21 protein-coding genes are annotated in these 23,445 nt (G+C 37.0%); 19 read left to right on the forward strand and 2 right to left on the reverse strand.

The genetic code is table 11. The annotated features are described in order from the left end of the window. Positions 1-29 precede the first annotated feature (29 nt). The 7 genes from dxs (at position 30) to ACK1U5_RS18760 (ending at position 8,679) form a co-directional block, all read left to right on the forward strand. Complete coding sequence (gene dxs / locus ACK1U5_RS18730) at positions 30-1,922, forward strand: 1-deoxy-D-xylulose-5-phosphate synthase (protein WP_000366454.1); 1,893 nt, start codon at positions 30-32, stop codon at positions 1,920-1,922. A gap of 3 nt (positions 1,923-1,925) precedes the next feature. Continuing rightward, positions 1,926-2,765 (forward strand): TlyA family RNA methyltransferase, encoded by an 840-nt coding sequence (locus ACK1U5_RS18735; RefSeq protein ID WP_000111874.1) that lies wholly within the window; start codon positions 1,926-1,928, stop codon positions 2,763-2,765. 142 nt (positions 2,766-2,907) lie between these two features. Further along, on the forward strand, positions 2,908-3,357 hold the full coding sequence (argR, locus tag ACK1U5_RS18740) for an arginine repressor ArgR (RefSeq protein WP_001032580.1): 450 nt from the start codon (positions 2,908-2,910) through the stop codon (positions 3,355-3,357). A gap of 264 nt (positions 3,358-3,621) precedes the next feature. Then, the gene (gene recN, locus ACK1U5_RS18745) at positions 3,622-5,361 is read left to right on the forward strand and encodes a DNA repair protein RecN (protein WP_000947763.1); all 1,740 of its coding nucleotides are present in this window, start codon (positions 3,622-3,624) and stop codon (positions 5,359-5,361) included. A gap of 118 nt (positions 5,362-5,479) precedes the next feature. Next, a complete protein-coding gene (gene spoIVB, locus ACK1U5_RS18750; RefSeq protein WP_002000940.1) occupies positions 5,480-6,778 on the forward strand; it encodes a SpoIVB peptidase in 1,299 nt (432 codons plus the stop codon). Positions 6,779-7,068: 290 nt separating this feature from the next. Continuing rightward, entirely contained in the window at positions 7,069-7,863 is a 795-nt protein-coding gene (gene spo0A / locus ACK1U5_RS18755; RefSeq protein ID WP_021727703.1) for a sporulation transcription factor Spo0A, read from the forward strand. A 252-nt stretch (positions 7,864-8,115) separates the two neighbouring features. Continuing rightward, on the forward strand, positions 8,116-8,679 hold the full coding sequence (locus ACK1U5_RS18760) for a PRK06770 family protein (RefSeq protein WP_000428232.1): 564 nt from the start codon (positions 8,116-8,118) through the stop codon (positions 8,677-8,679). A gap of 241 nt (positions 8,680-8,920) precedes the next feature. Here ACK1U5_RS18760 and ACK1U5_RS18765 read toward each other — a convergent pair whose 3' ends face one another. Continuing rightward, entirely contained in the window at positions 8,921-9,067 is a 147-nt protein-coding gene (locus ACK1U5_RS18765) for a YycC family protein (RefSeq protein ID WP_001247671.1), read from the reverse strand. Between the two features lie 50 nt (positions 9,068-9,117). On the opposite strand from ACK1U5_RS18765, the gene ACK1U5_RS18770 reads away from it, so the two are divergent. Next, positions 9,118-9,846 carry a glycerophosphodiester phosphodiesterase gene (locus ACK1U5_RS18770; protein ID WP_000172572.1) on the forward strand — a complete coding sequence of 243 codons (729 nt, stop codon included), beginning with the start codon at positions 9,118-9,120 and terminating at the stop codon, positions 9,844-9,846. 49 nt (positions 9,847-9,895) lie between these two features. Here ACK1U5_RS18770 and ACK1U5_RS18775 read toward each other — a convergent pair whose 3' ends face one another. Beyond that, positions 9,896-10,129 carry a DUF2627 domain-containing protein gene (locus tag ACK1U5_RS18775; RefSeq protein WP_001190210.1) on the reverse strand — a complete coding sequence of 78 codons (234 nt, stop codon included), beginning with the start codon at positions 10,127-10,129 and terminating at the stop codon, positions 9,896-9,898. 137 nt (positions 10,130-10,266) lie between these two features. Here ACK1U5_RS18775 and ACK1U5_RS18780 point away from each other — a divergent pair, with 137 nt between their 5' ends. The 11 genes from ACK1U5_RS18780 (at position 10,267) to ACK1U5_RS18830 (ending at position 23,415) form a co-directional block, all read left to right on the forward strand. Continuing rightward, complete coding sequence (locus tag ACK1U5_RS18780) at positions 10,267-12,339, forward strand: sigma-54 interaction domain-containing protein (protein WP_069605395.1); 2,073 nt, start codon at positions 10,267-10,269, stop codon at positions 12,337-12,339. A gap of 195 nt (positions 12,340-12,534) precedes the next feature. After that, positions 12,535-13,434, forward strand: a complete 900-nt coding sequence (gene yqiS, locus ACK1U5_RS18785) for a phosphate butyryltransferase (protein ID WP_000764670.1) — start codon at positions 12,535-12,537, stop codon at positions 13,432-13,434. Between the two features lie 34 nt (positions 13,435-13,468). Continuing rightward, positions 13,469-14,569: a leucine dehydrogenase gene (locus ACK1U5_RS18790; RefSeq protein ID WP_000171357.1), complete on the forward strand. Its 1,101-nt coding sequence runs from the start codon at positions 13,469-13,471 to the stop codon at positions 14,567-14,569. Between the two features lie 87 nt (positions 14,570-14,656). Continuing rightward, the gene (buk, locus tag ACK1U5_RS18795) at positions 14,657-15,760 is read left to right on the forward strand and encodes a butyrate kinase (RefSeq protein ID WP_000115780.1); all 1,104 of its coding nucleotides are present in this window, start codon (positions 14,657-14,659) and stop codon (positions 15,758-15,760) included. A gap of 4 nt (positions 15,761-15,764) precedes the next feature. Further along, positions 15,765-17,186: a dihydrolipoyl dehydrogenase gene (lpdA, locus tag ACK1U5_RS18800; protein ID WP_001051289.1), complete on the forward strand. Its 1,422-nt coding sequence runs from the start codon at positions 15,765-15,767 to the stop codon at positions 17,184-17,186. Between the two features lie 27 nt (positions 17,187-17,213). Then, entirely contained in the window at positions 17,214-18,215 is a 1,002-nt protein-coding gene (gene bfmBAA / locus ACK1U5_RS18805; RefSeq protein ID WP_000852551.1) for a 3-methyl-2-oxobutanoate dehydrogenase subunit alpha, read from the forward strand. 13 nt (positions 18,216-18,228) lie between these two features. Beyond that, positions 18,229-19,212, forward strand: coding sequence for a 3-methyl-2-oxobutanoate dehydrogenase subunit beta (gene bfmBAB, locus ACK1U5_RS18810; RefSeq protein ID WP_000290071.1), 984 nt, complete (start codon positions 18,229-18,231; stop codon positions 19,210-19,212). A gap of 15 nt (positions 19,213-19,227) precedes the next feature. Beyond that, positions 19,228-20,547 carry a dihydrolipoamide acetyltransferase family protein gene (locus ACK1U5_RS18815; protein WP_000257681.1) on the forward strand — a complete coding sequence of 440 codons (1,320 nt, stop codon included), beginning with the start codon at positions 19,228-19,230 and terminating at the stop codon, positions 20,545-20,547. Between the two features lie 342 nt (positions 20,548-20,889). Beyond that, on the forward strand, positions 20,890-22,068 hold the full coding sequence (locus ACK1U5_RS18820; RefSeq protein ID WP_000831182.1) for an FtsW/RodA/SpoVE family cell cycle protein: 1,179 nt from the start codon (positions 20,890-20,892) through the stop codon (positions 22,066-22,068). 107 nt (positions 22,069-22,175) lie between these two features. Further along, the gene (locus tag ACK1U5_RS18825; protein ID WP_069605392.1) at positions 22,176-22,880 is read left to right on the forward strand and encodes a DUF421 domain-containing protein; all 705 of its coding nucleotides are present in this window, start codon (positions 22,176-22,178) and stop codon (positions 22,878-22,880) included. A 70-nt stretch (positions 22,881-22,950) separates the two neighbouring features. Beyond that, positions 22,951-23,415, forward strand: coding sequence for an NUDIX hydrolase (locus tag ACK1U5_RS18830; RefSeq protein WP_000542555.1), 465 nt, complete (start codon positions 22,951-22,953; stop codon positions 23,413-23,415). Positions 23,416-23,445 lie beyond the last annotated feature (30 nt).

Consider the following 23,445-nt stretch of genomic DNA (forward strand, 5'->3'; position numbering starts at 1 on the left):
AGATTATGAAATGAAAGTGAGTGATCCATGTGGATCTAACGCAAATTCAAAACCCTAGTTTTTTGAAAGATATGTCTATCAGTGAACTAGAGGGATTGAGTGAGGATATTCGTAAGTTTTTAATTGAAGAGCTCTCTCAAACAGGTGGACATATTGCACCTAATTTAGGTGTAGTAGAACTCACAATTGCTCTGCACAAATTATTTGATAGCCCGCAAGATAAATTTTTATGGGATGTAGGACATCAATCCTATGTACATAAAATTTTAACTGGACGTGCGAAAGAGTTTGGTACATTAAGGCAATATCAAGGTCTATGTGGTTTCCCGAAACGTTGCGAGAGTGAGCACGATGTATGGGAAACTGGTCATAGCTCGACTTCGTTATCGGCTGCAATGGGAATGGCTCTGGCACGTGATTTAAAGAAAACGAAAGAATATGTTATACCAATTATTGGAGATGGTGCTTTAACAGGCGGAATGGCTTTAGAGGCATTGAACCATATTGGACATGAAAAAACAGACATGATTGTTATTTTGAATGATAATGAAATGTCAATTGCACCAAACGTTGGTGCGCTTCATAATGTGCTCGGTCGTTTACGTACCGCAGGAAAATATCACTGGGTAAAAGATGAATTAGAGTATATATTAAAGAAAATCCCAGCAGTTGGCGGGAAAGTGGCTGCGACAGCAGAGAAAATAAAAGATAGTCTTAAATATTTACTAGTATCTGGTGTCTTTTTCGAAGAGTTAGGCTTTACATATTTAGGTCCAGTCGATGGGCATGATTATGAAAAGTTATTCGAAACGTTGCAATATGCAAAGAAAACAAAAGGCCCAGTGCTTGTTCACGTTATTACGAAAAAAGGAAAAGGTTATAAACCGGCTGAGAGTGACGTTATTGGAACTTGGCATGGAACAGGACCTTATAAAATTGAATCAGGTGACTTCGTTAAGCCGAAAGAAGTTGCACCAGCATGGAGTGCTGTTGTTAGTGAAACAGTACTTAAGCTAGCGAGAGCGGATGAGCGTATCGTAGCAATTACACCTGCAATGCCTGTTGGATCAAAACTTGAGAAATTCCAAAAAGAATTCCCAGATCGTATGATTGATGTAGGTATTGCAGAACAGCATGCTACAACAATGGCAGCAGGTATGGCAACGCAAGGAATGAAGCCATTCTTAGCGATTTATTCAACATTTTTACAAAGAGCATATGACCAAGTTGTTCATGATATATGCCGCCAAAATTTAAATGTTTTCATCGGAATAGATCGCTCGGGATTAGTAGGAGCAGATGGTGAAACGCATCAAGGCGTATTTGATATCTCATTCTTACGTCACTTGCCGAATATGGTGCTTATGATGCCGAAAGATGAAAATGAAGGGCAACATTTAGTTTATACGGCGATGCAATATGAAGATGGACCAATCGCATTGCGTTATGCTCGCGGTAATGGACTTGGCGTTCATATGGATAAAGAATTAAAGGCGATTCCAATCGGTACGTGGGAGACGTTAAAAGAGGGTACACAAGCAGCTATTTTAACGTTTGGTACGACAATACCAATGGCAATGGAAGCAGCTGAGCGTCTTGAAAAAGCTGGGGTTTCAGTGAAAGTAGTGAATGCTCGCTTTATTAAACCAATGGATGAAGCATATTTACATGATCTTCTAGGAAAGAATATACCGATTTTAACGATTGAAGAAGCTTGTTTAATCGGTGGTTTTGGAACAGGAGTAGTTGAATTTGCATCTGAAAATGGTTACCATAGTGCATTAGTTGAACGAATGGGTATTCCAGACCGCTTCATAGAGCACGGAAGTGTAACAAAATTATTAGAAGAAATTGGTTTAACGACAGATGCTGTTGTAGACCGTATTCATACAATGATTCCATCAAAACAAAAAAGGGCGTAACAAATGAGCGTAAAAAAAGAAAGAGTAGATGTACTATTAGTAGAGCGAGGACTTATAGAAACGCGTGAGAAAGCAAAGCGCGCCATTATGGCCGGACTCGTATATGCAAATGAGATGAGACTTGATAAGCCAGGAGAGAAAATCTCGCAAGATACTGAGATTACGGTGAAGGGACAAGTTATGCCGTATGTAAGTCGTGGTGGTTATAAACTTGAAAAGGCATTAGAGACATTTCATCTTGATTTACAAGATAAAGTTATGATAGATATTGGTTCATCAACTGGTGGCTTTACAGATTGCGCGCTTCAAAATGGAGCGAAATTATCTTATGCATTAGATGTAGGATACAATCAACTAGCGTGGAAATTACGTCAAGATGAGCGTGTTGTTGTAATGGAACGAACAAACTTCCGTTACGTGACACCAGCAGACTTAGAACGTGGTTTACCTCAATTTGCAAGTATTGATGTTTCATTTATATCATTAAAGCTTATACTGCCAGTTTTAAAAACAATGCTTATGCCTAACGGAGATGTAGCAGCGTTAATTAAACCGCAGTTTGAAGCTGGAAGAGAGCAAGTTGGGAAAAAAGGTATCGTTCGTGATAGAAAAGTACATGAAGCTGTTGTAGAAATGATTGTCGAGTTTGCTTTAAAAGAAGGCTATGATGTGGAAGGTTTAACATTCTCACCAATTACGGGTGGGGATGGTAATATTGAATTTTTAATTCATCTGAAATGGCATGGTGAACGTGAGAATGGCGAAAATCATTCTCCGATTTCTATAGAGCAAGTTGTTACAGAAGCGCATGACGTTCTAAAACAAAAAGGGAAAGGGGAATAACATATGTTGTTCCTCTTTTTGCTGTAATTGTATAATGATTGTAAAAACAATTGTGTACAAGAAACGAATTATAAGTTAACATAAATAAGTGAAGTATACCAATGTTTAAACTATGGTAAGAGATAGTGTGAGGTGCAAATGTATGAATAAAGGTCAGCGCCATATTAAAATCAGGGAAATTATTGCAAACAAAGAAATTGAAACACAAGATGAATTAGTTGATATTTTACGTAATGAGGGATTTAATGTAACGCAAGCAACAGTATCGCGCGATATTAAAGAACTGCACTTAGTGAAGGTGCCATTACATGATGGGCGCTATAAATATAGCTTGCCAGCAGATCAACGATTTAACCCGTTACAAAAATTAAAACGAAATCTAGTGGATTCATTTGTAAAATTAGACACGGCAGGACATATGCTTGTGCTAAAAACATTGCCTGGTAACGCTCATTCACTTGGAGCACTTATTGATCATTTAGAGTGGGATGAGATCATCGGAACCATCTGTGGTGATGATACTTGCTTAATTATTTGCCGTACACCTGACGATACAGGTGTTGTCTCTGATCGTTTCTTAAATATGTTGTAACAAAAAATCTTGTTTGCTTTCCATCGTAAAGTGGAAAGTGAACAAGATATTTTTATTGGTTAAAAATATGAATTTTCAATTGTAATATAATATTTTGTTTGCATAAAGTTAAAAAATAGATGGATTGACCCGTAAAACAAATGTTTGGTACAATGAAGCGGGTTAGAAGAGTATATACATACAAATATATAGCATGATTATTTGAATGAAGAACTGAGAAAATCCTTTAGTAAGGGATTATTTTATAACGAGGTGAATGGGGCATTGTTATCGGAATTATCGATTAGAAACTTTGCTATTATTGAAGCATTAAATATTTCTTTTCAAAAAGGTTTAACGGTTTTAAGCGGTGAAACAGGGGCCGGAAAATCGATTATTATTGATGCAATTAGTTTACTTGTAGGTGGCCGTGGGTCAGCAGAATTTGTTCGATATGGAACAGAAAAGGCTGAGATTGAAGGGCTATTTTATGTTGAAGATGAGAAGCATCCATGTATTGAAAAGGCAGAAGAGTTAGATATAGAAATAGAAGATGGTATGATTATTTTAAAGCGTGATATTGCTGCGAACGGGAAGAGTGTATGTCGTGTAAATGGGAAGCTTGTTACACTTAGCATATTAAAAGAAATTGGGAAAACACTTGTTGATATTCATGGACAGCACGAAACGCAAGATTTAATGAATGAAGAACGACATCTGTTTATGCTTGATCACTTTGATGGGGATCGAATCGTTAAACAATTAGACATATATCAAAACGTATACGCTGACTATGAAAAATTAAAAAAACAATTGAAATCGTTAAGTGAAAATGAGCAACAAATGGCACATCGCTTAGATTTAATTCAATTTCAGCACGAGGAAATTCGCAAGGCGGATTTAAAGATGGATGAAGAAAATGAATTAACTGAGGAACGATTGCAAATTTCTAATTTTGAAAAGATTTATAAAGCGTTAGGTGATGCATATCGTTCTTTAAGTGCCGACGGACAAGGATTAGATAATGTAAGAAGTGCAATGGGGCAAATGGAAAGTATTACACATTTAGATGATGTGTATCAAGAGAATCATGATTCAATTGCAAATAGCTATTACTTATTAGAAGAGGTTGCCTATCAACTGAGGGAAAAGCTCGATATGATGGAATATGATCCAAATCGTTTAGATGAAATCGAAACACGTTTGAATGAAATTCGTATGCTAAAGAGAAAATATGGAAATAATGTAGAAGAGATTTTAGCGTATGCTGATAAAATTGAACAGGAAATTTTTACGATTGAAAATAAAGACGTTCATATTGAAACGACGAAGAAACAGTTGAAGGAATTAGAAAGTGTTATTATGAAAGAAGCAACGTTGTTAAGTAATATGCGTCATGAGCTTGCAGAACACCTTACAAATGCAATTCATCAGGAATTAAAAGAATTATATATGGAAAAAACGAAATTTGAAGTGAGAATTATGAAGAGAGAAGGAAATGCAGAAGAGCCCCTTGTGGAAGGTGCGCCGGTAAGACTTACGGCGGATGGTTACGATCATGTGGAATTTTATATTTCAACGAACCCAGGAGAGCCGCTAAAACCACTTTCAAAGGTTGCTTCTGGCGGAGAGTTATCTCGTATCATTTTAGCTTTAAAAAGCATTTTTTCTAAGCATCAAGGGGTTGCATCTGTTATTTTTGATGAAGTGGATACGGGTGTAAGTGGCCGGGTCGCACAGGCTATTGCGGAAAAAATTTATCGAGTATCAGTAAACTCGCAAGTACTTTGTATTACGCACTTACCTCAAGTAGCTTCAATGGCGGATTCACATTTATTTATTCGAAAACAAGTAGCGAATGATCGGACAATTACATCAGTTACTGTTTTAACTATGGAGGATAAAGTAACAGAAATAGCTCGAATGATTTCTGGTGTGGAAATCACAGATTTAACGACAGAGCATGCGAAAGAATTACTTACGCAAGCGCATCATTTTAAACAGACAGCAGAGGCTATCCAGTAATGGATAGCTTTTTTTCTCAAATGACGATTTCTTAATTCTTCCGGTTATAAATAAAGCACTGCAAGGAGAGATTAAAAAGTGAAGCCAAGAGGCTGAATGTGGGGTAGGAGCGAGGAGAGTGAACAAGTTGAAATTAGAAAAATTTCGAAAAATAATAGGTCTTTGTCTCCTTGTTTCTTTAGTTTTTATTGGATGTTTTAAACCGCTTCGAACGTTTATTTCATCACCGAAACAACTTGTTGTTTTTGAAGGACAACAATCAGAAATATCATCATTACCAGTTTTCAAAGCTTCATCCACAAATCGTCATGTATTTACAGTGAGTTCGAATGAACAAAAACAAGGACTTATGGTAAATTCTCATCAAAATGGTGAAGCTGATATGGTATTTCAGCTTGCTGGTTTTCCAGTGAAAAAAGTAAATGTGAAAGTGTTAAAAGATTTTAAAGTGATTCCAGGTGGACAATCAATTGGTGTGAAATTAAATACAAAAGGTGTACTTGTTGTAGGCCATCATTTAATTCAAACTGAAAAAGGTAAAATATCTCCTGGTGAAACAGCAGGTGTACAAATTGGAGATATGATTACTGAAATTAATGGTAAAACAATTGAAAGAATGAGTGATGTAGCACCGTTTATTCATAATAGTGGAGAAACAGGTGAACCGCTTAATCTTGTATTGTTAAGAGATGGAAAATATATTCGTACGAAGCTAACTCCACAAAAAGACAACGGTGAATCGTCTTATCGAATTGGCTTGTATATCCGTGATTCGGCAGCTGGAATTGGAACGATGACATTTGTTCATCCAGATTCTATGAAATATGGGGCACTTGGTCATGTTATTTCTGATAATGATACGAAAAAGCCGATTCAAGTCGAAGATGGACAAATTATGCGCTCGACAGTTACATCAATTGAAAGAGGTAGTCATGGGAATCCAGGGGAGAAATTAGCAAGATTCTCACCAGACCGTGAAGTGATTGGCAATATTACAATTAATAGTCCATATGGTATTTTTGGAAAATTAAATACGAATATGAAAAACGGTATAATGGATAAAGCAATGCCTATCGCATTATCTCATCAAGTAAAAGAAGGACCGGCAAAAATATTAACAGTTATTGATCAAGATAAAGTAGAAGCGTTTGATATTGAAGTTGTTAGTACAGTGCAGCAAAAATTCCCAGCCACAAAGGGTATGGTAATAAAAGTAACAGATAAACGTCTATTAGCGAAAACGGGCGGTATCGTACAAGGAATGAGCGGAAGTCCAATTGTACAAAATGGAAAAGTAATTGGTGCTGTTACGCATGTATTTGTAAATGATCCAACATCAGGATATGGTGTTCATATTGAATGGATGTTACATCAAGCTGGAATTAATATTTATGATCAAGAGAAAAAAGCGAGCTAATATATATTATTAGCTCGCTTTTTCTGTTGAAAAATTCGTTGAAATTTTGTAAAAGCTCCGCAAGAGGTGTTTTTTGTTGTAAAATAAAAGGAAAGGGTTGAACGTTTCGTTGTATTTCTATGATGGAATGTGTTGCGAAAGGGAATAAATGAACGATAAACATATTTTTTTGTGATTTTATCGGAAAGTAAGAAACTTTAAAAGGGAATTTTCACACAATTGTCGAACAATTCATGTAGCCTAGAAGGATACACATGTCGGAGAATCGATTCGGTAAGGGAGGAAAAGCTGTGGAGAAAATTAAAGTATGTCTTGTGGATGATAATAAAGAACTAGTATCAATGTTAGAGAGCTATGTAGCCGCTCAAGATGATATGGAAGTAATCGGTACTGCTTATAATGGTCAAGAGTGTTTAAACTTATTAACAGATAAGCAACCTGATGTACTCGTTTTAGACATTATTATGCCACACTTAGATGGTTTAGCTGTATTGGAGAAAATGCGACATATTGAAAGGTTAAAACAGCCTAGCGTAATTATGTTGACAGCATTTGGCCAAGAAGATGTGACGAAAAAAGCAGTTGACTTAGGTGCCTCATATTTCATATTAAAACCATTTGATATGGAGAATTTAACGAGTCATATTCGTCAAGTGAGTGGTAAAGCAAACACTATGATTAAGCGTCCACTACCATCATTCCGATCAGCCACAACAGTAGATGGAAAACCGAAAAACTTAGATGCGAGTATTACGAGTATCATTCATGAAATTGGTGTACCCGCTCATATTAAAGGATATATGTATTTACGAGAAGCAATCTCCATGGTATACAATGATATCGAATTATTAGGATCGATTACGAAAGTATTGTATCCAGATATCGCAAAGAAATATAATACAACAGCAAGCCGTGTGGAGCGCGCAATTCGTCACGCAATTGAAGTAGCTTGGAGCCGTGGGAATATTGATTCTATTTCGTCCTTATTCGGTTATACAGTATCCATGTCAAAAGCAAAACCTACGAATTCTGAGTTTATCGCAATGGTTGCGGATAAGCTGAGACTTGAACATAAAGCTAGTTGAGAGTAAAAGTAGTAAGGGATTTAAGTTTTAGTAAAGCTTAATAATTCTTGAAATTGATACTCGATATCAAATTTAAAACCAATGAACTTTTTATTTAAAGACCAATGAATGTTATAATTCGTTGGTCTTTTTATTTTGTTGAGAAAAAGAGATTATTTGATAGTATGGAAAATAAAACCTATTTTTAGTAATATTACATGTAAGTGAGTTTTTTATAAGGCAATAAAATAGATATAGATAGGGAGAAGGGGAATGGAAAATAAAATTTCAACTTGGCTAGGAATAGTAGCAGCTATGGGAGTTCTTGCTATTGCAGTTACATTTGGAATGTTAGAACTTGCAGATAATCCCGTAGATAAAGAAGTGAGTGCTCAAATAGATAAAAAAGAAGACCAAACAATAGTAGGTAGAGAGGTAGATGGGGTCTTTGTTGATGTGTATGTTACTGAAAATTCTACTGAAAGCGAAGTCATTACAGCGATGCATCGCATGACTCATCAAAAAGTGGTGGCAGAACGAAAATCGGGCTCTATCCCAATGATTCAAAGTAATACTAAAAAATTAAAAGAAATTATAAATAAGAGTAGCTTTGCGAAGAAAAATGAACTTTTAGCAATTGCTGATAGATGGGCGAAAAAAGATTTTAGTAAAATTGTAGAAGATCACAATTATTTCTCAGATGCTCAAGAAGATAGCGTTTGTAAAGCAACTAGAGCAATGGATGCGTTAGAAGAGCAACATTATATTTTAACTACATTCGGGGAGGAAAAAGCGAAAGAACTATACGAATCAGGGGATGCTCCGCACGTTCAATAAAAACAATATAAAGGGCTTCTAGTTTTTTTATGATCGTGTTTTTAGGACGCAATGGGGACTTATAAATAAATGGTCTGCTTTCTTTATGACGTGTAACAAAAAAGAAAAGATGTGATTCATTATTAAATGATGAAGGAACGGCTAAATCACATCGTAGTACATCTGTTAAAGGATTTTAGTAGGAAAGGCATCCGTGATATAATAGAAAATAATAAAAAGTCCTGCAAAAAACAGGACTGTATTATTCTTCGTCTTTATTTTGTTTTTCTAATTCAACTAGTTTTTGAATTAAAATGTGCTGCGGCATATGCATGAGTTGTTCAAGTGGAACACCTAGTGCTTTTGATAAGCGGACTGCAGTATCTGGAGAGATTTGTAATGGTCTCATAGAAGTACCTCCTTTTTCGTATAGTATAGCATAAGATTGGGGGAGTGAGGATGACTCTTATATTTGCACATCGTGGTGCGGCTGGAACGTACCCAGAAAATACAATGATTTCATTTGAAGCAGCTGAGTCTTTTAGAGCGGATGGAATTGAACTTGATGTTCAATTAACGAAAGATGGAAAAGTTGTCGTCATTCACGATGAAACGGTGGACCGGACAACAAATGGAAAAGGTGCGGTTCGGAATTATGTATATGAGGACTTATGCAAGTTAGATGCAAGTTATAAATTTGGTGATAAAGTAGGTTTTTGTAAAATACCAATTTTAGAAGAGGTATTAGAATGGCTTGAACAAACGAGTTTGCTACTTAATATTGAACTTAAAAATAATAAAATTCCATACAGAGGTTTAGAGGAAGAAGTTATAACGCTTGTACGGAAATTTAGTCTAGAGGATCGTGTTATATTTTCTTCGTTTAATCACTACAGTATGAAACGGTGCCATATGATGGCTCCTGATATTCAAACAGCAATTTTATATCGCGAAGGTTTGCATAGTCCGTGGGCATACGCGAAAAAAATGGGGGCTACAGCAGTACATCCGAATTATCGTTATCTTCAAGATGCTATTGCCGAACTAACGATGGAAAGTGGTGTAGAAGTTCGCCCTTATACAATTAATGAAGAAACGCTTATGCGCAAATATTTTGATATGAATATATCGGCGATTATTACTGATTACCCTGAAACGGCAAGAACGTTATTGCCAATAAAAAAATGAGACCGCGTGTAACGGTCTCATTTTTTTATTTATAAATAGTGGGGTATTCCTATCTTCTAAAGCGAGCTTGTACTTTATTTCGTTTGCGATCTCGGTGCAAGACGAAGCCACCAAAGATATAAAACCCGAGCGCGAAGCAGAGAGCGCCGATTAAAAATTGTAACCACAGTATAGAAATTGGTGGAAATAGAATCCCGAATACAGTATCTCTCATTAACTTTATACCAAACACAGCTAATGAAATAGGGATGAGTGCTAATAGTAGAGCAACGTAACGCTGCATACATAACGCTCCTTTTCAGATTATTTCGTATATTTTAATGATGTTATACGGAAAGGGGGTTTGTCAAGAGGGTGCTGAACGAGTAAGATAAGGGTGTGAAAAAATTTGCAGAGTTACTTCGAGAGGAAGTGTAATATATGAAACAAAAAGTATTAATTGTTGGTGCAGGTGAAGGCGGGAGCGCGCTGCTGAATCTGTTACAAAGTTCGAATATATTTCAAATTATAGGGATTATTGATATAAATCCGTTGGCAAAAGGACTACAAATTGCTAAGGAATACGGGATTGCAATTGGAGAAAGTGTAACTCCATTTCTTTCTATGCATATCGATGTAATATTTGATATGACAGGTGAAGATGATGTACATAAAGTTTTATTAGAAAAAAAGAAAAAAGACACTCTTCTTATACCAGGTGATATCGCAAAAATTGTTACAGGATTAGCGCATGAGAAGGAAGAGCTAATTGGGCGGTTAGAGGAACAGACGCAACAAGGAGAATTAATTTTAAATTCTACACATGACGGCATGATTGTAATTGATCGAGAGGGACAAGTTCGTCTTTTTAATAAAAGTGCAGAGCGTATTATCGGATATAAAAAAGAAGAGGCGATAGGAAAGTATATTTTAGAAGTCATTCCAACTAGTAAATTACTTCGCATTATACGTACGAAACAAATAGAAGTAAATTATGAACTGACATTAGAGAATGGAAAGAAAATTATTACAACGCGTATTCCAATATTAAAAGAAGGAGGAGAGGTACAAGGGGCATTTGCAATTTTTAAAGATATAACAGAAGTTGTAGATCTTGCGGAAGAAGTTACAGACTTAAAAGAAATTCAAACACTATTAGAGGCAATTATTAACTCATCTGAAGAAGCGATTTCGGTTGTGGATGAAAAAGGAAGAGGTTTAGTCATTAACCCAGCATATACGAAATTAACGGGTTTAACAGAAGAAGATATTATTGGGAAGCCTGCTACAACTGATATTGTAGAAGGCGAAAGTATGCATATGAAAGTACTTCGAACGCGTCGTGCGGTGCGCGGAATACATATGAAGATTGGGCAAAAAAAGCGAGATGTAATTGTAAACGTAGCACCAGTTATTGTGGATGGAATATTGAAAGGAAGCGTCGGTGTTATCCGTGACGTGTCGGAAATTCAAAAATTAACAAATGAATTGAATAGAGCAAGGCAAATTATTCGTACATTAGAAGCGAAATATTCATTTGATGATATTGTCGGAAATTCAGATGAAACAACGGCAGCTATCGAACAGGCGAAGCTAGGAGCGAATACACCAGCAACAGTACTGTTACGCGGGGAATCTGGGACTGGTAAAGAATTGTTTGCACATGCAATCCATAATGGAAGTAATCGAAAATACAATAAGTTCGTCCGTGTAAACTGTGCGGCCATTTCGGAGACGTTGTTAGAAAGTGAATTATTTGGTTATGAGGAAGGGGCGTTTTCTGGAGCGAAAAGAGGCGGGAAACGTGGGTTCTTTGAGGAAGCGAATAACGGTAGTATTTTTTTAGATGAAATAGGGGAGTTGTCTGCAAATACACAAGCGAAACTCCTTCGTGTATTGCAGGAAAAAGAAATTGTAAAAGTTGGTGGAACGAAAGCGATACCTATTAATGTTCGAGTAATTGCAGCGACACATGTGAATTTAGAAAAGGCTATTCTAGAAGGGAAGTTTAGGGAGGATTTATATTATCGATTAAATAAAATTCCAATTCAAATTCCATCTCTTCGTCAACGTAAAGGAGATATACCGACAATTGCGGACAGATTGATTCAAAAAATTAATCAAGATTACGGTCGTAATGTAGAAGGGCTCACTGATTCAGCCGTTTTATATTTACAATCATACGAATGGCCAGGAAATGTGAGGGAACTTGAAAATATTTTGGGGAGAGCTATTATCTTTATGAATTATAACGAGACCTATATTGATGTACACCATTTACCGCCATTACATAACGAAGAGCAGGTGGAGTCAAAGCAATCTCATTTATTACCTGAATTAGAAGAAAAGCCACTTGAACATTTAGTGACAGAGTTTGAAGGGAATATTATTTATGAATATTTGGAGAGATTTGATGGGAATAAAACACAAACTGCAAAAGCGTTAGGAATTTCCGTTCGAAATTTATATTACAAGCTAGAAAAGTATGACTATGCAAAAAATAGCATGCAATAAATTGCGCACCGTGCAATTTATTGCATGGTATACAAAAAGCGACAAAATAAGACAGAATCTTTCGTTATTTTTCAAAGTATTGATTTTACTGCATTTTGAATGCGTTTTCATTATTGGTAAGACCACTTTTAAAAGTTGGCACGGTATTTGCTTTATAAATAGACGAGGGACGACGGAAAGGGTTGATTACAAAATATGAAGTTAGAATACTTAATTGATCAAGCAGCAGGAAAGCCTAAAAAAACTGTGGCTGTAGCAGTAGCTGAAGATCATGAAGTAATTGAAGCTGTAGCGAAAGCAATTAAATTACAGCTAGCTCAATTTCGTCTATATGGAAATCAAGAAAAAATAATGGGGATGCTACAAGAACATGGTTTACAAACTTCAGAACATGTTGAAGTGATTGCAGCAATGTCTAGTGCTGAAGCTGCAGAACTTTCTGTTAAAGCTGTGAGAAATGGTGAAGCAGATGTGCTTATGAAGGGGAACATCCCAACAGCGAATATTTTGAAGGCTGTGTTAAACAAAGAGTGGGGCCTACGTAAAGGTAGCGTACTTTCACATGTAGCAGCATTTGAAGTTCAAAATTACGACCGTCTTATTTTCGTTACAGATGCAGCGATGAACATCGCACCTGACGTAACACAAAAAGCTGCTATTATACAAAATACTGTAGAAGTTGCCCAGGCAATAGGAATCGACTTGCCCAAAGTGGCACCAATCGCAGCAGTAGAAGTTGTGAATCCAGCGATGCAGGCGACAATTGATGCAGCGATGTTAACACAAATGAATCGCCGCGGACAAATTAAAGATTGTATCGTTGATGGACCACTTGCTTTAGATAATGCAGTATCACAAATTGCAGCAGAGCATAAAGGCATAGTAAGTGATGTAGCAGGTAAGGCAGATATTTTACTCGTCCCAACGATTGAAGCTGGAAATGTGCTATATAAATCACTCGTATACTTTGCGGATGCAAAAGTAGGAGCAATGATTGCTGGCGCAAAAGCACCGATTGTTTTAACATCTCGTGCTGATTCAGCAGAAACAAAAGTATATTCATTAGCATTGGCAGTTGCGACTGCTTCAAAATAAACCAAAAAGGGTAAAACATTAGGGGGAAACGACAATGACATTAGAAATCTTCGAATACTTAGAAAAATATGATTATGAGCAAGTAGTATTTTGTCAAGATAAAGAATCTGGTTTAAAAGCAATTATTGCAATTCATGATACAACACTTGGACCGGCTCTTGGTGGAACAAGAATGTGGACATATGATTCTGAAGAAGCGGCGATTGAAGATGCATTGCGTCTTGCAAAAGGGATGACATACAAAAACGCAGCAGCTGGTTTAAACTTAGGTGGTGCGAAAACAGTAATTATCGGTGATCCTCGTAAAGATAAGAGCGAAGCAATGTTCCGTGCACTAGGACGTTATATCCAAGGACTAAACGGACGTTACATTACAGCTGAAGATGTTGGTACAACAGTAGATGATATGGATATTATCCATGAAGAAACTGACTTTGTAACAGGTATCTCACCATCATTCGGTTCTTCTGGTAACCCATCTCCAGTAACTGCATACGGTGTTTACCGTGGTATGAAAGCAGCTGCAAAAGAAGCTTTCGGTACTGATAATTTAGAAGGAAAAGTAATTGCTGTTCAAGGCGTTGGTAACGTAGCATATCACCTATGCAAACATTTACACGCTGAAGGAGCAAAATTAATCGTTACAGATATTAATAAAGAAGCTGTACAACGTGCTGTAGAAGAATTCGGTGCATCAGCAGTTGAACCAAATGAAATTTACGGTGTTGAATGCGATATTTACGCACCATGTGCATTAGGCGCAACAGTTAATGATGAAACTATTCCACAACTTAAAGCAAAAGTAATCGCAGGTTCTGCAAATAACCAATTAAAAGAAAATCGTCACGGTGACATCATTCATGAAATGGGTATTGTATACGCACCAGATTATGTAATTAATGCAGGTGGCGTAATTAACGTAGCAGACGAATTATATGGATACAATAGAGAACGTGCACTAAAACGTGTTGAGTCTATTTATGACACAATTGCAAAAGTAATCGAAATTTCAAAACGCGATGGCATAGCAACTTATGTAGCGGCAGATCGTCTAGCTGAAGAGCGCATTGCAAGCTTGAAAAATTCTCGTAGCACTTACTTACGCAACGGTCACGATATTATTAGCCGTCGCTAATCATTCATATATAACTTTTACAAAAGGCGTGGTTACCTCTTATGAGGTTTCCACTTCCTTTTGAATTTATTAGTGGAGGTAGCAACATTGTCTGTAAATCGAATTCTTGTTATTAACCCAGGTAGTACATCCACAAAAATTGGTGTTTTTGATAATGAAAGACCCGTTTTAGAAGAAACGATTCGTCATGACGTAGAACAGATTGGGAAATACAAGCGAATTATCGACCAATATGAGTTTCGAAAAGAAACGATTTTAGAAGTTCTACATTCTCATGGTATTAACATTTCAAAATTAAACGCTGTTTGTGGACGTGGTGGATTACTTCGTCCAATCGAAGGCGGTACGTATACAGTAAACGATGCGATGTTAGAAGATTTAAAAAATGGGTTTAGCGGTCATCACGCTTCAAACCTTGGAGGCATTTTAGCATATGAAATTGCTTCTGGATTAAACATTCCTGCATTTATTGTGGATCCTGTCGTTGTAGATGAGATGGAGCCAGTTGCTCGTATAAGTGGTATTGCTGGTATGGAACGTAAAAGTATCTTCCATGCATTAAATCAAAAAGCAGTTGCTCGTAAAGTAGCCGAACAGTTAAACCACAAATATGAGGATTTAAATTTATTAGTTACACATATGGGCGGTGGTATTACAGTTGGTGCTCATAAAAAAGGAAGAGTAATCGATGTGAATAACGGTTTAAACGGAGAAGGACCATTTAGTCCAGAGCGTGCTGGTACAGTGCCAGTAGGGCAACTAGTAGAAATGTGTTTCTCTGGTGAGTATTACCGAGATGAAATGATTAAAAAGCTTGTCGGACAAGGTGGACTTGTAAGTTTAATCGGTACAAATGATGCGATTAAAGTAGAGAAAATGGTTGAAAAAGGTGATCCTGAAGCAACTCTTATTTATAAAGCAATGGCATATCAAGTTGCAAAAGAGATTGGCGGAGCTAGCGCTGTACTTCACGGGAAAATCGATGCAATCGTATTAACTGGTGGACTGGCATACAGTAAAATTCTTGTCGATGAAATAAAAGAGCGAGTGGACTGGATTGCAGATGTTATCGTACATCCAGGCGAAGATGAGTTAGAAGCGTTAGCAGAAGGAGCACTTCGTGTATTACGTGAAGAAGAAGCTCCAAAAGAATACGTTGTACGTGAAAAAGAAACGGTAGCTAGGGGTTGAGATAATGGCAAAAGAATATGATTTAGTCATCGTTGGCGGCGGTACTGGTGGATATGTTGCTGCAATTCGTGCATCACAACTAGGGTTAAAAACTGCACTAGTCGAAAAAGAAAATCTTGGTGGTACTTGTTTACACAAAGGATGTATCCCTAGTAAAGCTCTTTTACGTAGTGCGGAAGTATATGCAACTGCTAAAAAAAGCGAAGAGTTCGGAGTTATTGCAAGCAATGTAGAACTAAACTTTGCGAAAGTACAAGAGCGTAAAGAGAAGATTGTAACGCAGCTTCATAAAGGCGTTCAACACTTAATGAAACAAGGTAAAATTGATGTGTTTGAAGGTATTGGCCGTATTCTTGGCCCATCTATTTTCTCTCCGATGCCAGGGACAATTTCAGTTGAACTTGCAAGTGGAGAAGAGAATGAAATGTTAATTCCAAAAAATGTACTTATTGCAACAGGTTCTCGTCCAAATTCATTACCAGGTTTAGAATTAGACGGAGAGTACGTAATGTCTTCAGATCATGCCCTAAAAATGGAAACGCTTCCTAGTTCGATTATTATCGTTGGTGGCGGTGTAATCGGTATTGAGTGGGCATCTATGCTTGCTGACTTCGGTGTAGAAGTTACAGTATTAGAGTATGCAAAAACAATATTACCACTAGAAGATCAAGACGTTTCAAAAGAAATGCAACGTCTATTTAAGAAAAAAGGTATTAAAGTGGTAACTGGTGCAAAAGTATTACCAGAAACATTGGTAAAAGATAATGGAGTAACAATCCAAGCTGAACACAACGGTGAAAATAAAGAATTTAAAGCAGAAAAAATGCTTGTATCTGTAGGAAGACAAGCGAATACGCAAAATATTGGCTTAGAGAACACAGATATCGTTGTGGAAAAAGGATACATTCAAACAAATGAGTTTTATCAAACGAAAGAATCGCATATTTACGCAATTGGAGATGTAATCGGTGGCCTGCAACTTGCTCACGTTGCTTCTCATGAAGGAATTGCTGCAGTAGAACATATTGCAGGGAAAGAAGTTACACCAATTGATTACTCTATGGTATCAAAATGCGTATATAGCAGTCCAGAAGTTGCTTCTGTCGGTTTAACAGAACAAGAAGCGAAAGAAAAAGGCTATAAGTTAAAAGTAGGTAAGTTCTCATTCCGCGCAATCGGAAAAGCACTTGTATACGGAGAATCAGATGGTTTCGTAAAACTTGTAGTTGATGAAGAGACAAATGACATTCTTGGTGTTCATATGATTGGACCACATGTAACAGATATGATTTCTGAAGCGGGTCTTGCAAGAGTACTTGATGCAACACCTTGGGAAGTAGCACATACAATTCATCCGCATCCATCATTATCTGAGGCGATTGGTGAAGCAGCACTTGCTGTAGATGGAAGAGCGTTACACGCATAAAAATGTGGATTTAGGAGGTTATGAAAAATGGCAGAAGTAAAAGAAAAGCGCCATGAAGAGCTTGGCTTAAGTGATGAGCAAGTATTAGAAATGTTCCGTACGATGTTACTTGCACGTAAAATTGACGAACGTATGTGGTTATTAAACCGCGCTGGTAAAATTCCATTCGTAATTTCTTGTCAAGGACAAGAGGCTGCACAAGTTGGAGCGGCGTTCGCTCTTGATAGAGAGAAAGATTATGCATTACCATACTACCGTGATATGGGTGTTGTACTAGCATTTGGTATGACAGCTAAAGAGCTTATGTTGTCTGCTTTTGCGAAAGCTGGAGATCCAAACTCTGGTGGTCGTCAAATGCCTGGTCACTTCGGTCAAAAGAAAAATCGTATTGTTACAGGTTCATCTCCAGTAACAACACAAGTACCACATGCAGTTGGTATTGCACTAGCTGGAAAAATGGAGAAGAAAGATTTAGTAACGTTCGTTACATTTGGAGAAGGTTCTTCAAACCAAGGTGACTTCCATGAAGGGGCAAACTTTGCTGGTGTACACAAACTACCTGTTATTTTTATGTGTGAAAATAACAAATATGCAATCTCTATTCCAGTCGAAAAACAATTAGCATGTAAAAACGTATCAGATCGTGCGATTGGTTACGGTATGCCTGGATATACAATAGACGGAAACGATCCACTTGCAGTATATAAAGCTGTAAAAGAAGCAGCAGATCGCGGTCGTCGTGGTGAAGGACCAACTTTAATTGAAACAGTATCATATCGTTTAACAGCACATTCTAGTGACGATGATGATCGTGTTTATCGTGATAAAGAAGAAGTAGAAGAAGCAAAGAAAAAAGATTCAATTATAACATTCGCAGCTTATTTAAAAGAAGCTGGTGTGTTAACTGAGGAATCCGAAAAACAAATGTTAGACGAAATTATGCATATCGTAAATGAAGCAACAGAATATGCAGAAAATGCTCCGTATGCAGCACCTGAAGATGCATTGAAGCACGTATACGCAGAATAGGGGGGAACGTTTCATGGCTGTAATGTCTTATATTGATGCTATTACATTAGCAATGCGCGAAGAAATGGAACGCGATGAGAAAGTATTCGTTTTAGGAGAAGATGTTGGTAAAAAAGGTGGCGTGTTTAAAGCGACACACGGTTTGTATGATCAATTTGGTGAAGATCGTGCGCTTGATGCACCGCTTGCAGAATCTGCAATTGCTGGGGTAGCAATTGGTGCAGCAATGTATGGTATGCGTCCAATCGCTGAAATGCAGTTTGCTGATTTCATCATGCCAGCAGTAAACCAAATTGTTTCTGAGGCAGCAAAAATTCGTTATCGTTCTAATAATGATTGGACTTGTCCAGTTACAATCCGTGCACCATTTGGCGGGGGTGTTCACGGTGCATTGTATCATTCACAATCTGTAGAAGCGATGTTTGCAAACCAACCAGGTTTAAAAATCGTTATCCCTTCTACACCATATGATGCAAAAGGCTTATTAAAAGCAGCCATTCGTGATGAAGATCCAGTATTATTCTTTGAACATAAACGTGCATATCGTTTAATTAAAGGTGAAGTACCGGAGGATGACTACGTATTACCAATCGGAAAAGCAGATGTAAAACGTGAAGGTGATGATATTACAGTTATCACGTACGGATTATGTGTTCATTTTGCTCTTCAAGCGGCTGAAAAGTTAGCACAAGATGGCATCTCTGCACACATTCTTGATTTACGTACTGTATATCCATTAGATAAAGAAGCAATCATTGAAGCAGCTTCTAAAACAGGTAAAGTTCTTCTTGTAACAGAAGACAATAAAGAAGGAAGCATTATGAGTGAAGTGGCAGCAATTATCGCTGAAAACTGTCTATTTGATTTAGATGCGCCAATCGCACGTCTTGCAGGTCCAGACGTTCCAGCAATGCCATATGCACCAACAATGGAAAAATTCTTTATGGTAAATCCAGATAAAGTTGAAAAAGCAATGCGTGAACTTGCGGAATTTTAATCGGGGGGACTATACATGGCTGTAGAAAATATTACAATGCCTCAGCTCGGGGAGAGCGTTACAGAGGGCACAATTAGTAAATGGCTCGTTAATGTTGGCGATCACGTAAATAAGTATGATCCGCTTGCAGAAGTAATGACTGATAAAGTAAATGCTGAAGTACCATCTTCTTTCACGGGTGTTGTGAAAGAGTTAATCGCTGGTGAAGGTGATACGTTAGCTGTAGGTGAAGTAGTTTGTGTTATTCAAGTAGAAGGCGCAGATGAAGTAGCAGCAACAGCTGTTGAGGAAAAAACAAAAGAAGAATCAAAGGCAGAAGTAGCTACGTCTGAAAAAGCACCGAAAGTAAAACAACCAACTGATGGAAAACCACGTTTTTCACCAGCTGTGTTAAAGCTTGCAGGTGAGCATAACGTTGATTTAGATCTAGTAGAAGGTACGGGAGCAAATGGCCGTATCACTCGTAAAGATATTTTAAAGCTAGTGGAATCTGGAAATATCCCACAAGCAGGTGCGGCGAAGAAAGAGGAAGCTGTAGCGGCAGTAGTAGAAGCTCGCCCAGAAGCACCAAAAGCAGCACCAGTAGCGCAAAAAGTAGAAGCTGCGAAACCAGTTTCTGTACCTACAATGCCTGGAGATATCGAAATTCCAGTAACAGGTGTGCGTAAAGCAATCGCAGCAAACATGTTACGTAGTAAACACGAAGCACCACATGCTTGGATGATGATTGAAGTAGATGTGACAAACCTTGTGTCATACCGTAACTCAATTAAAGGTGACTTTAAGAAGCGTGAAGGCTTTAACTTAACGTTCTTTGCTTTCTTCGTAAAAGCAGTAGCACAAGCGTTAAAAGAGTATCCTCAAATTAATTCAATGTGGGCTGGCGATAAAATTGTTCAGAAGAAAGATATTAACCTTTCTATCGCTGTTGCAACAGAGGAAGAACTATTTGTACCAGTAATTAAGCAAGCGGACGAGAAAACAATTAAAGGCATCGCTCGTGAAATTACAGAACTTGCAGGAAAAGTACGTACGAAATCGTTAAAAGCAGACGAAATGCAAGGTGGAACATTTACAATTAATAACACAGGATCATTCGGTTCTGTTCAATCTATGGGTATTATTAATTACCCGCAAGCAGCTATTTTACAAGTTGAATCAATTGTAAAACGCCCAGTAATTATGGATAACGGTATGTTCGGTGCTCGTGATATGGTTAACTTATGTTTATCACTTGATCACCGAGTACTTGATGGTTTAATTTGTGGTAAGTTCTTAGGACGTGTTAAAGAAATTTTAGAAAACATGTCAGAAAATAATACATCTGTATATTAATAAAAAGCTCGCTTATGCGAGCTTTTTATTATCTTATTTCTTCATCTACATCCTACTATATGTATAAATATCTTTCCCAGTAATCTTACAATAAACGATTATGTATTAGGAATTTACGAAAATACATTGCTGATATATGGTATATGGATATAAAATAAGAAAAGAATAATTTTTTTGGCAAATCTTACTGACGAAACTGTAGTATAATATATTGTATTGTATGAAAAAGAGAGTTATTCTATATAAGTGTTTTATAGATAATGTGTAATCAGTCGTCAAAACATGAAGAATGTTGACTCCTGGTTTTTTATTTTTGCCGTAACAATGTTTCAGGAGGATGTCATGAAAAGAAGTACCGAGTTTCTAAAAAGTTTAGATGTAAAATTAATTTTAATTTTGTGTGCACTATGTGTGACGAGTATAGCTGCTATATATAGCAGTCAGCAAACGGGACAGTATGGAGCTGCAAACTTTGCTATGAAACAAGGTGTTAACTACATAATTGGGGTTGTATTGTTACTTCTTGTTGCAAGCATCGACTTAGATCAATTGCAAAAATTATCTTGGCCACTTTATATTGCCGGGTTTGGTTCACTTATTCTTTTGAAAATACTACCGGTTTCCACCTTCACACCTGAAAAATTAGGTGCAAAAAGATGGTTCGTTTTTCCAGTACTTGGACAAATTCAGCCGTCTGAGTTTTTCAAAATTGCATTGCTTCTTGTAGTAGCAAGCATAGCTGTGAAACATAATGCGCAGTATATGGCGAGGACATTCCAAACGGATTTAAAATTAGTAGGTAAAATTATGCTAGTTTCTCTTCCGCCTATGGCTGTTGTATATAGCCAACCGGATACAGGTATGGTGTTCTTATATGCTGCTGCTATTGCATGTATTTTATTTATGTCAGGTATTCAAAAGAAATTGATAGCATTATGTACAGTTATTCCGTTGACCATATTATCTGCTTTAATATTTATTTTCTTTAAGTATCCAGATTTTTTCTATAATAAGTTAGTTACTTTACTAAAACCTCACCAACAGTCGCGTATTGTAGGTTGGTTAAATCCATTTGAAAATGCAGATCAAGGTTATCAAACACAGCAATCGATTTTAGCTGTAGGTAGTGGAGGAATGGAAGGTAAAGGATACGGTGGAGGAAGCGTCTATATCCCAGAGAAGCATACTGACTTTATTTTCGCTACAATTGCCGAAGAAGGTGGATTTATCGTAGCAGCCTTAGTTGTCTTCTTGTTCCTATTACTACTATATCGAACAATTATTATTGGTTATTCCGCTGATAATTTATTTGGTACATTATTATGCGCTGGATCAATCGGTATATTAACAGTTCAAATATTCCAAAACATCGGTATGATCGTTGGATTAATGCCTGTAAAAGGTATTGCATTACCTTTCTTATCGTATGGGGGAAGTTCCTTATTCTCAAATATGATTATGATGGGGCTCATACTATCGGTACGGAAAACGTATAAAAAATATATGTTTTCAGTTAAGTAAAAAAAGCTGGTTCGTTTTTAAACGAACCAGCTTTTTTACATATATGCTCATAAACGTTGCAAACTAAAACAGGATAGCAGTTTGAGACGGGTAAGGAGTGCAAAGTGATGCATATGCATATTTTTGAAGGAGCACGGCATCTTTCTAATAGTGAATGGGTTATTCGGGCTATTATAGCATACATATTTTTAATATTAGTTGCGAAAGCGATGGGGCAAAGGTCTATCGCACAACTTCGTTTTTTAGATGTTGTATTAGTGTTATTGCTTGGTGGGAATATTTCTAACGCATTGTCTGATGAAAAAGTAGGGTTACTGGGCTCGATGATTACAACGTTCATACTTGTTGTACTTCATATTATAAGCTCAGTTTTAATGCTGAAATGGGATAGATGGAGACGTTTTTTAGAGCCAGCACCTATTATTCTTATACATAATGGTTCCATTGATTTTAGCAATTTGAAAAAGGCGAGAATTACCGTAGAATATTTGTTTTCGGAACTTCGTATGCGAAATGTGAGCGATATTCAAACGATTAAATTAGCATTATGGGAAGCAAACGGTGTCGTTTCTATATTTCGGTATCCAGAATATGAAGCAGTTTCGCGGCTTGATCTTAAAGTGGCGGGAAAAAAATCTCCAGTTTCTTTTGTATTAGTAAAGGATGGGAGGATACAGAAAGATGTTCTTGCATTATTAGGAAAAACAGAAGCGTGGGCGAGAGAATTTCTAGAGGAGAGTACAGAAGTGGAATCTATTATGTTAGCTACAGTAGATGAATCACATAAAATAAATATTTTGTTAAAAAAATGAAAAATATACGCATTTTGTCGTTTCGAACATATGATACAATAGTGTGGACAACGAAAAAGGAGGCGATACGGTGGGATATGTAGAAGAATTACGAAAAATAGTTGGTCATCGCCCTTTAATTTTAGTTGGTGCTGTTGTACTCGTTATAAATGAAAATGGATATGTTTTATTGCAGCAGCGGACAGAGCCGTACGGAAAATGGGGGCTACCTGGCGGGCTAATGGAGCTTAGTGAATCACCAGAAGAAACAGCTTATCGTGAAGTATATGAAGAGACAGGAATAAAAGTGAAGAACTTGCGACTAATCAATGTATTTTCTGGAGCGAACTACTTTACAAAATTAGAAAACGGTGATGAATTTCAATCTGTAACAACCGCCTATTATACGGATGAATACGAAGGGGATTTTGTTATGAATAAAGAAGAAGCAGTTCAGCTTAAATTCTTTTCAGTAACAGAACTACCTGACTATATTGTAGGATCGCATAAAAAAATGATTGCTGAATATATGAAGATTATGGAAAAAAAGATATAATAATAGTGAAAGAAATACAAAAACACAGCT

The organism is Bacillus sp. XB1 (assembly GCF_053557995.1).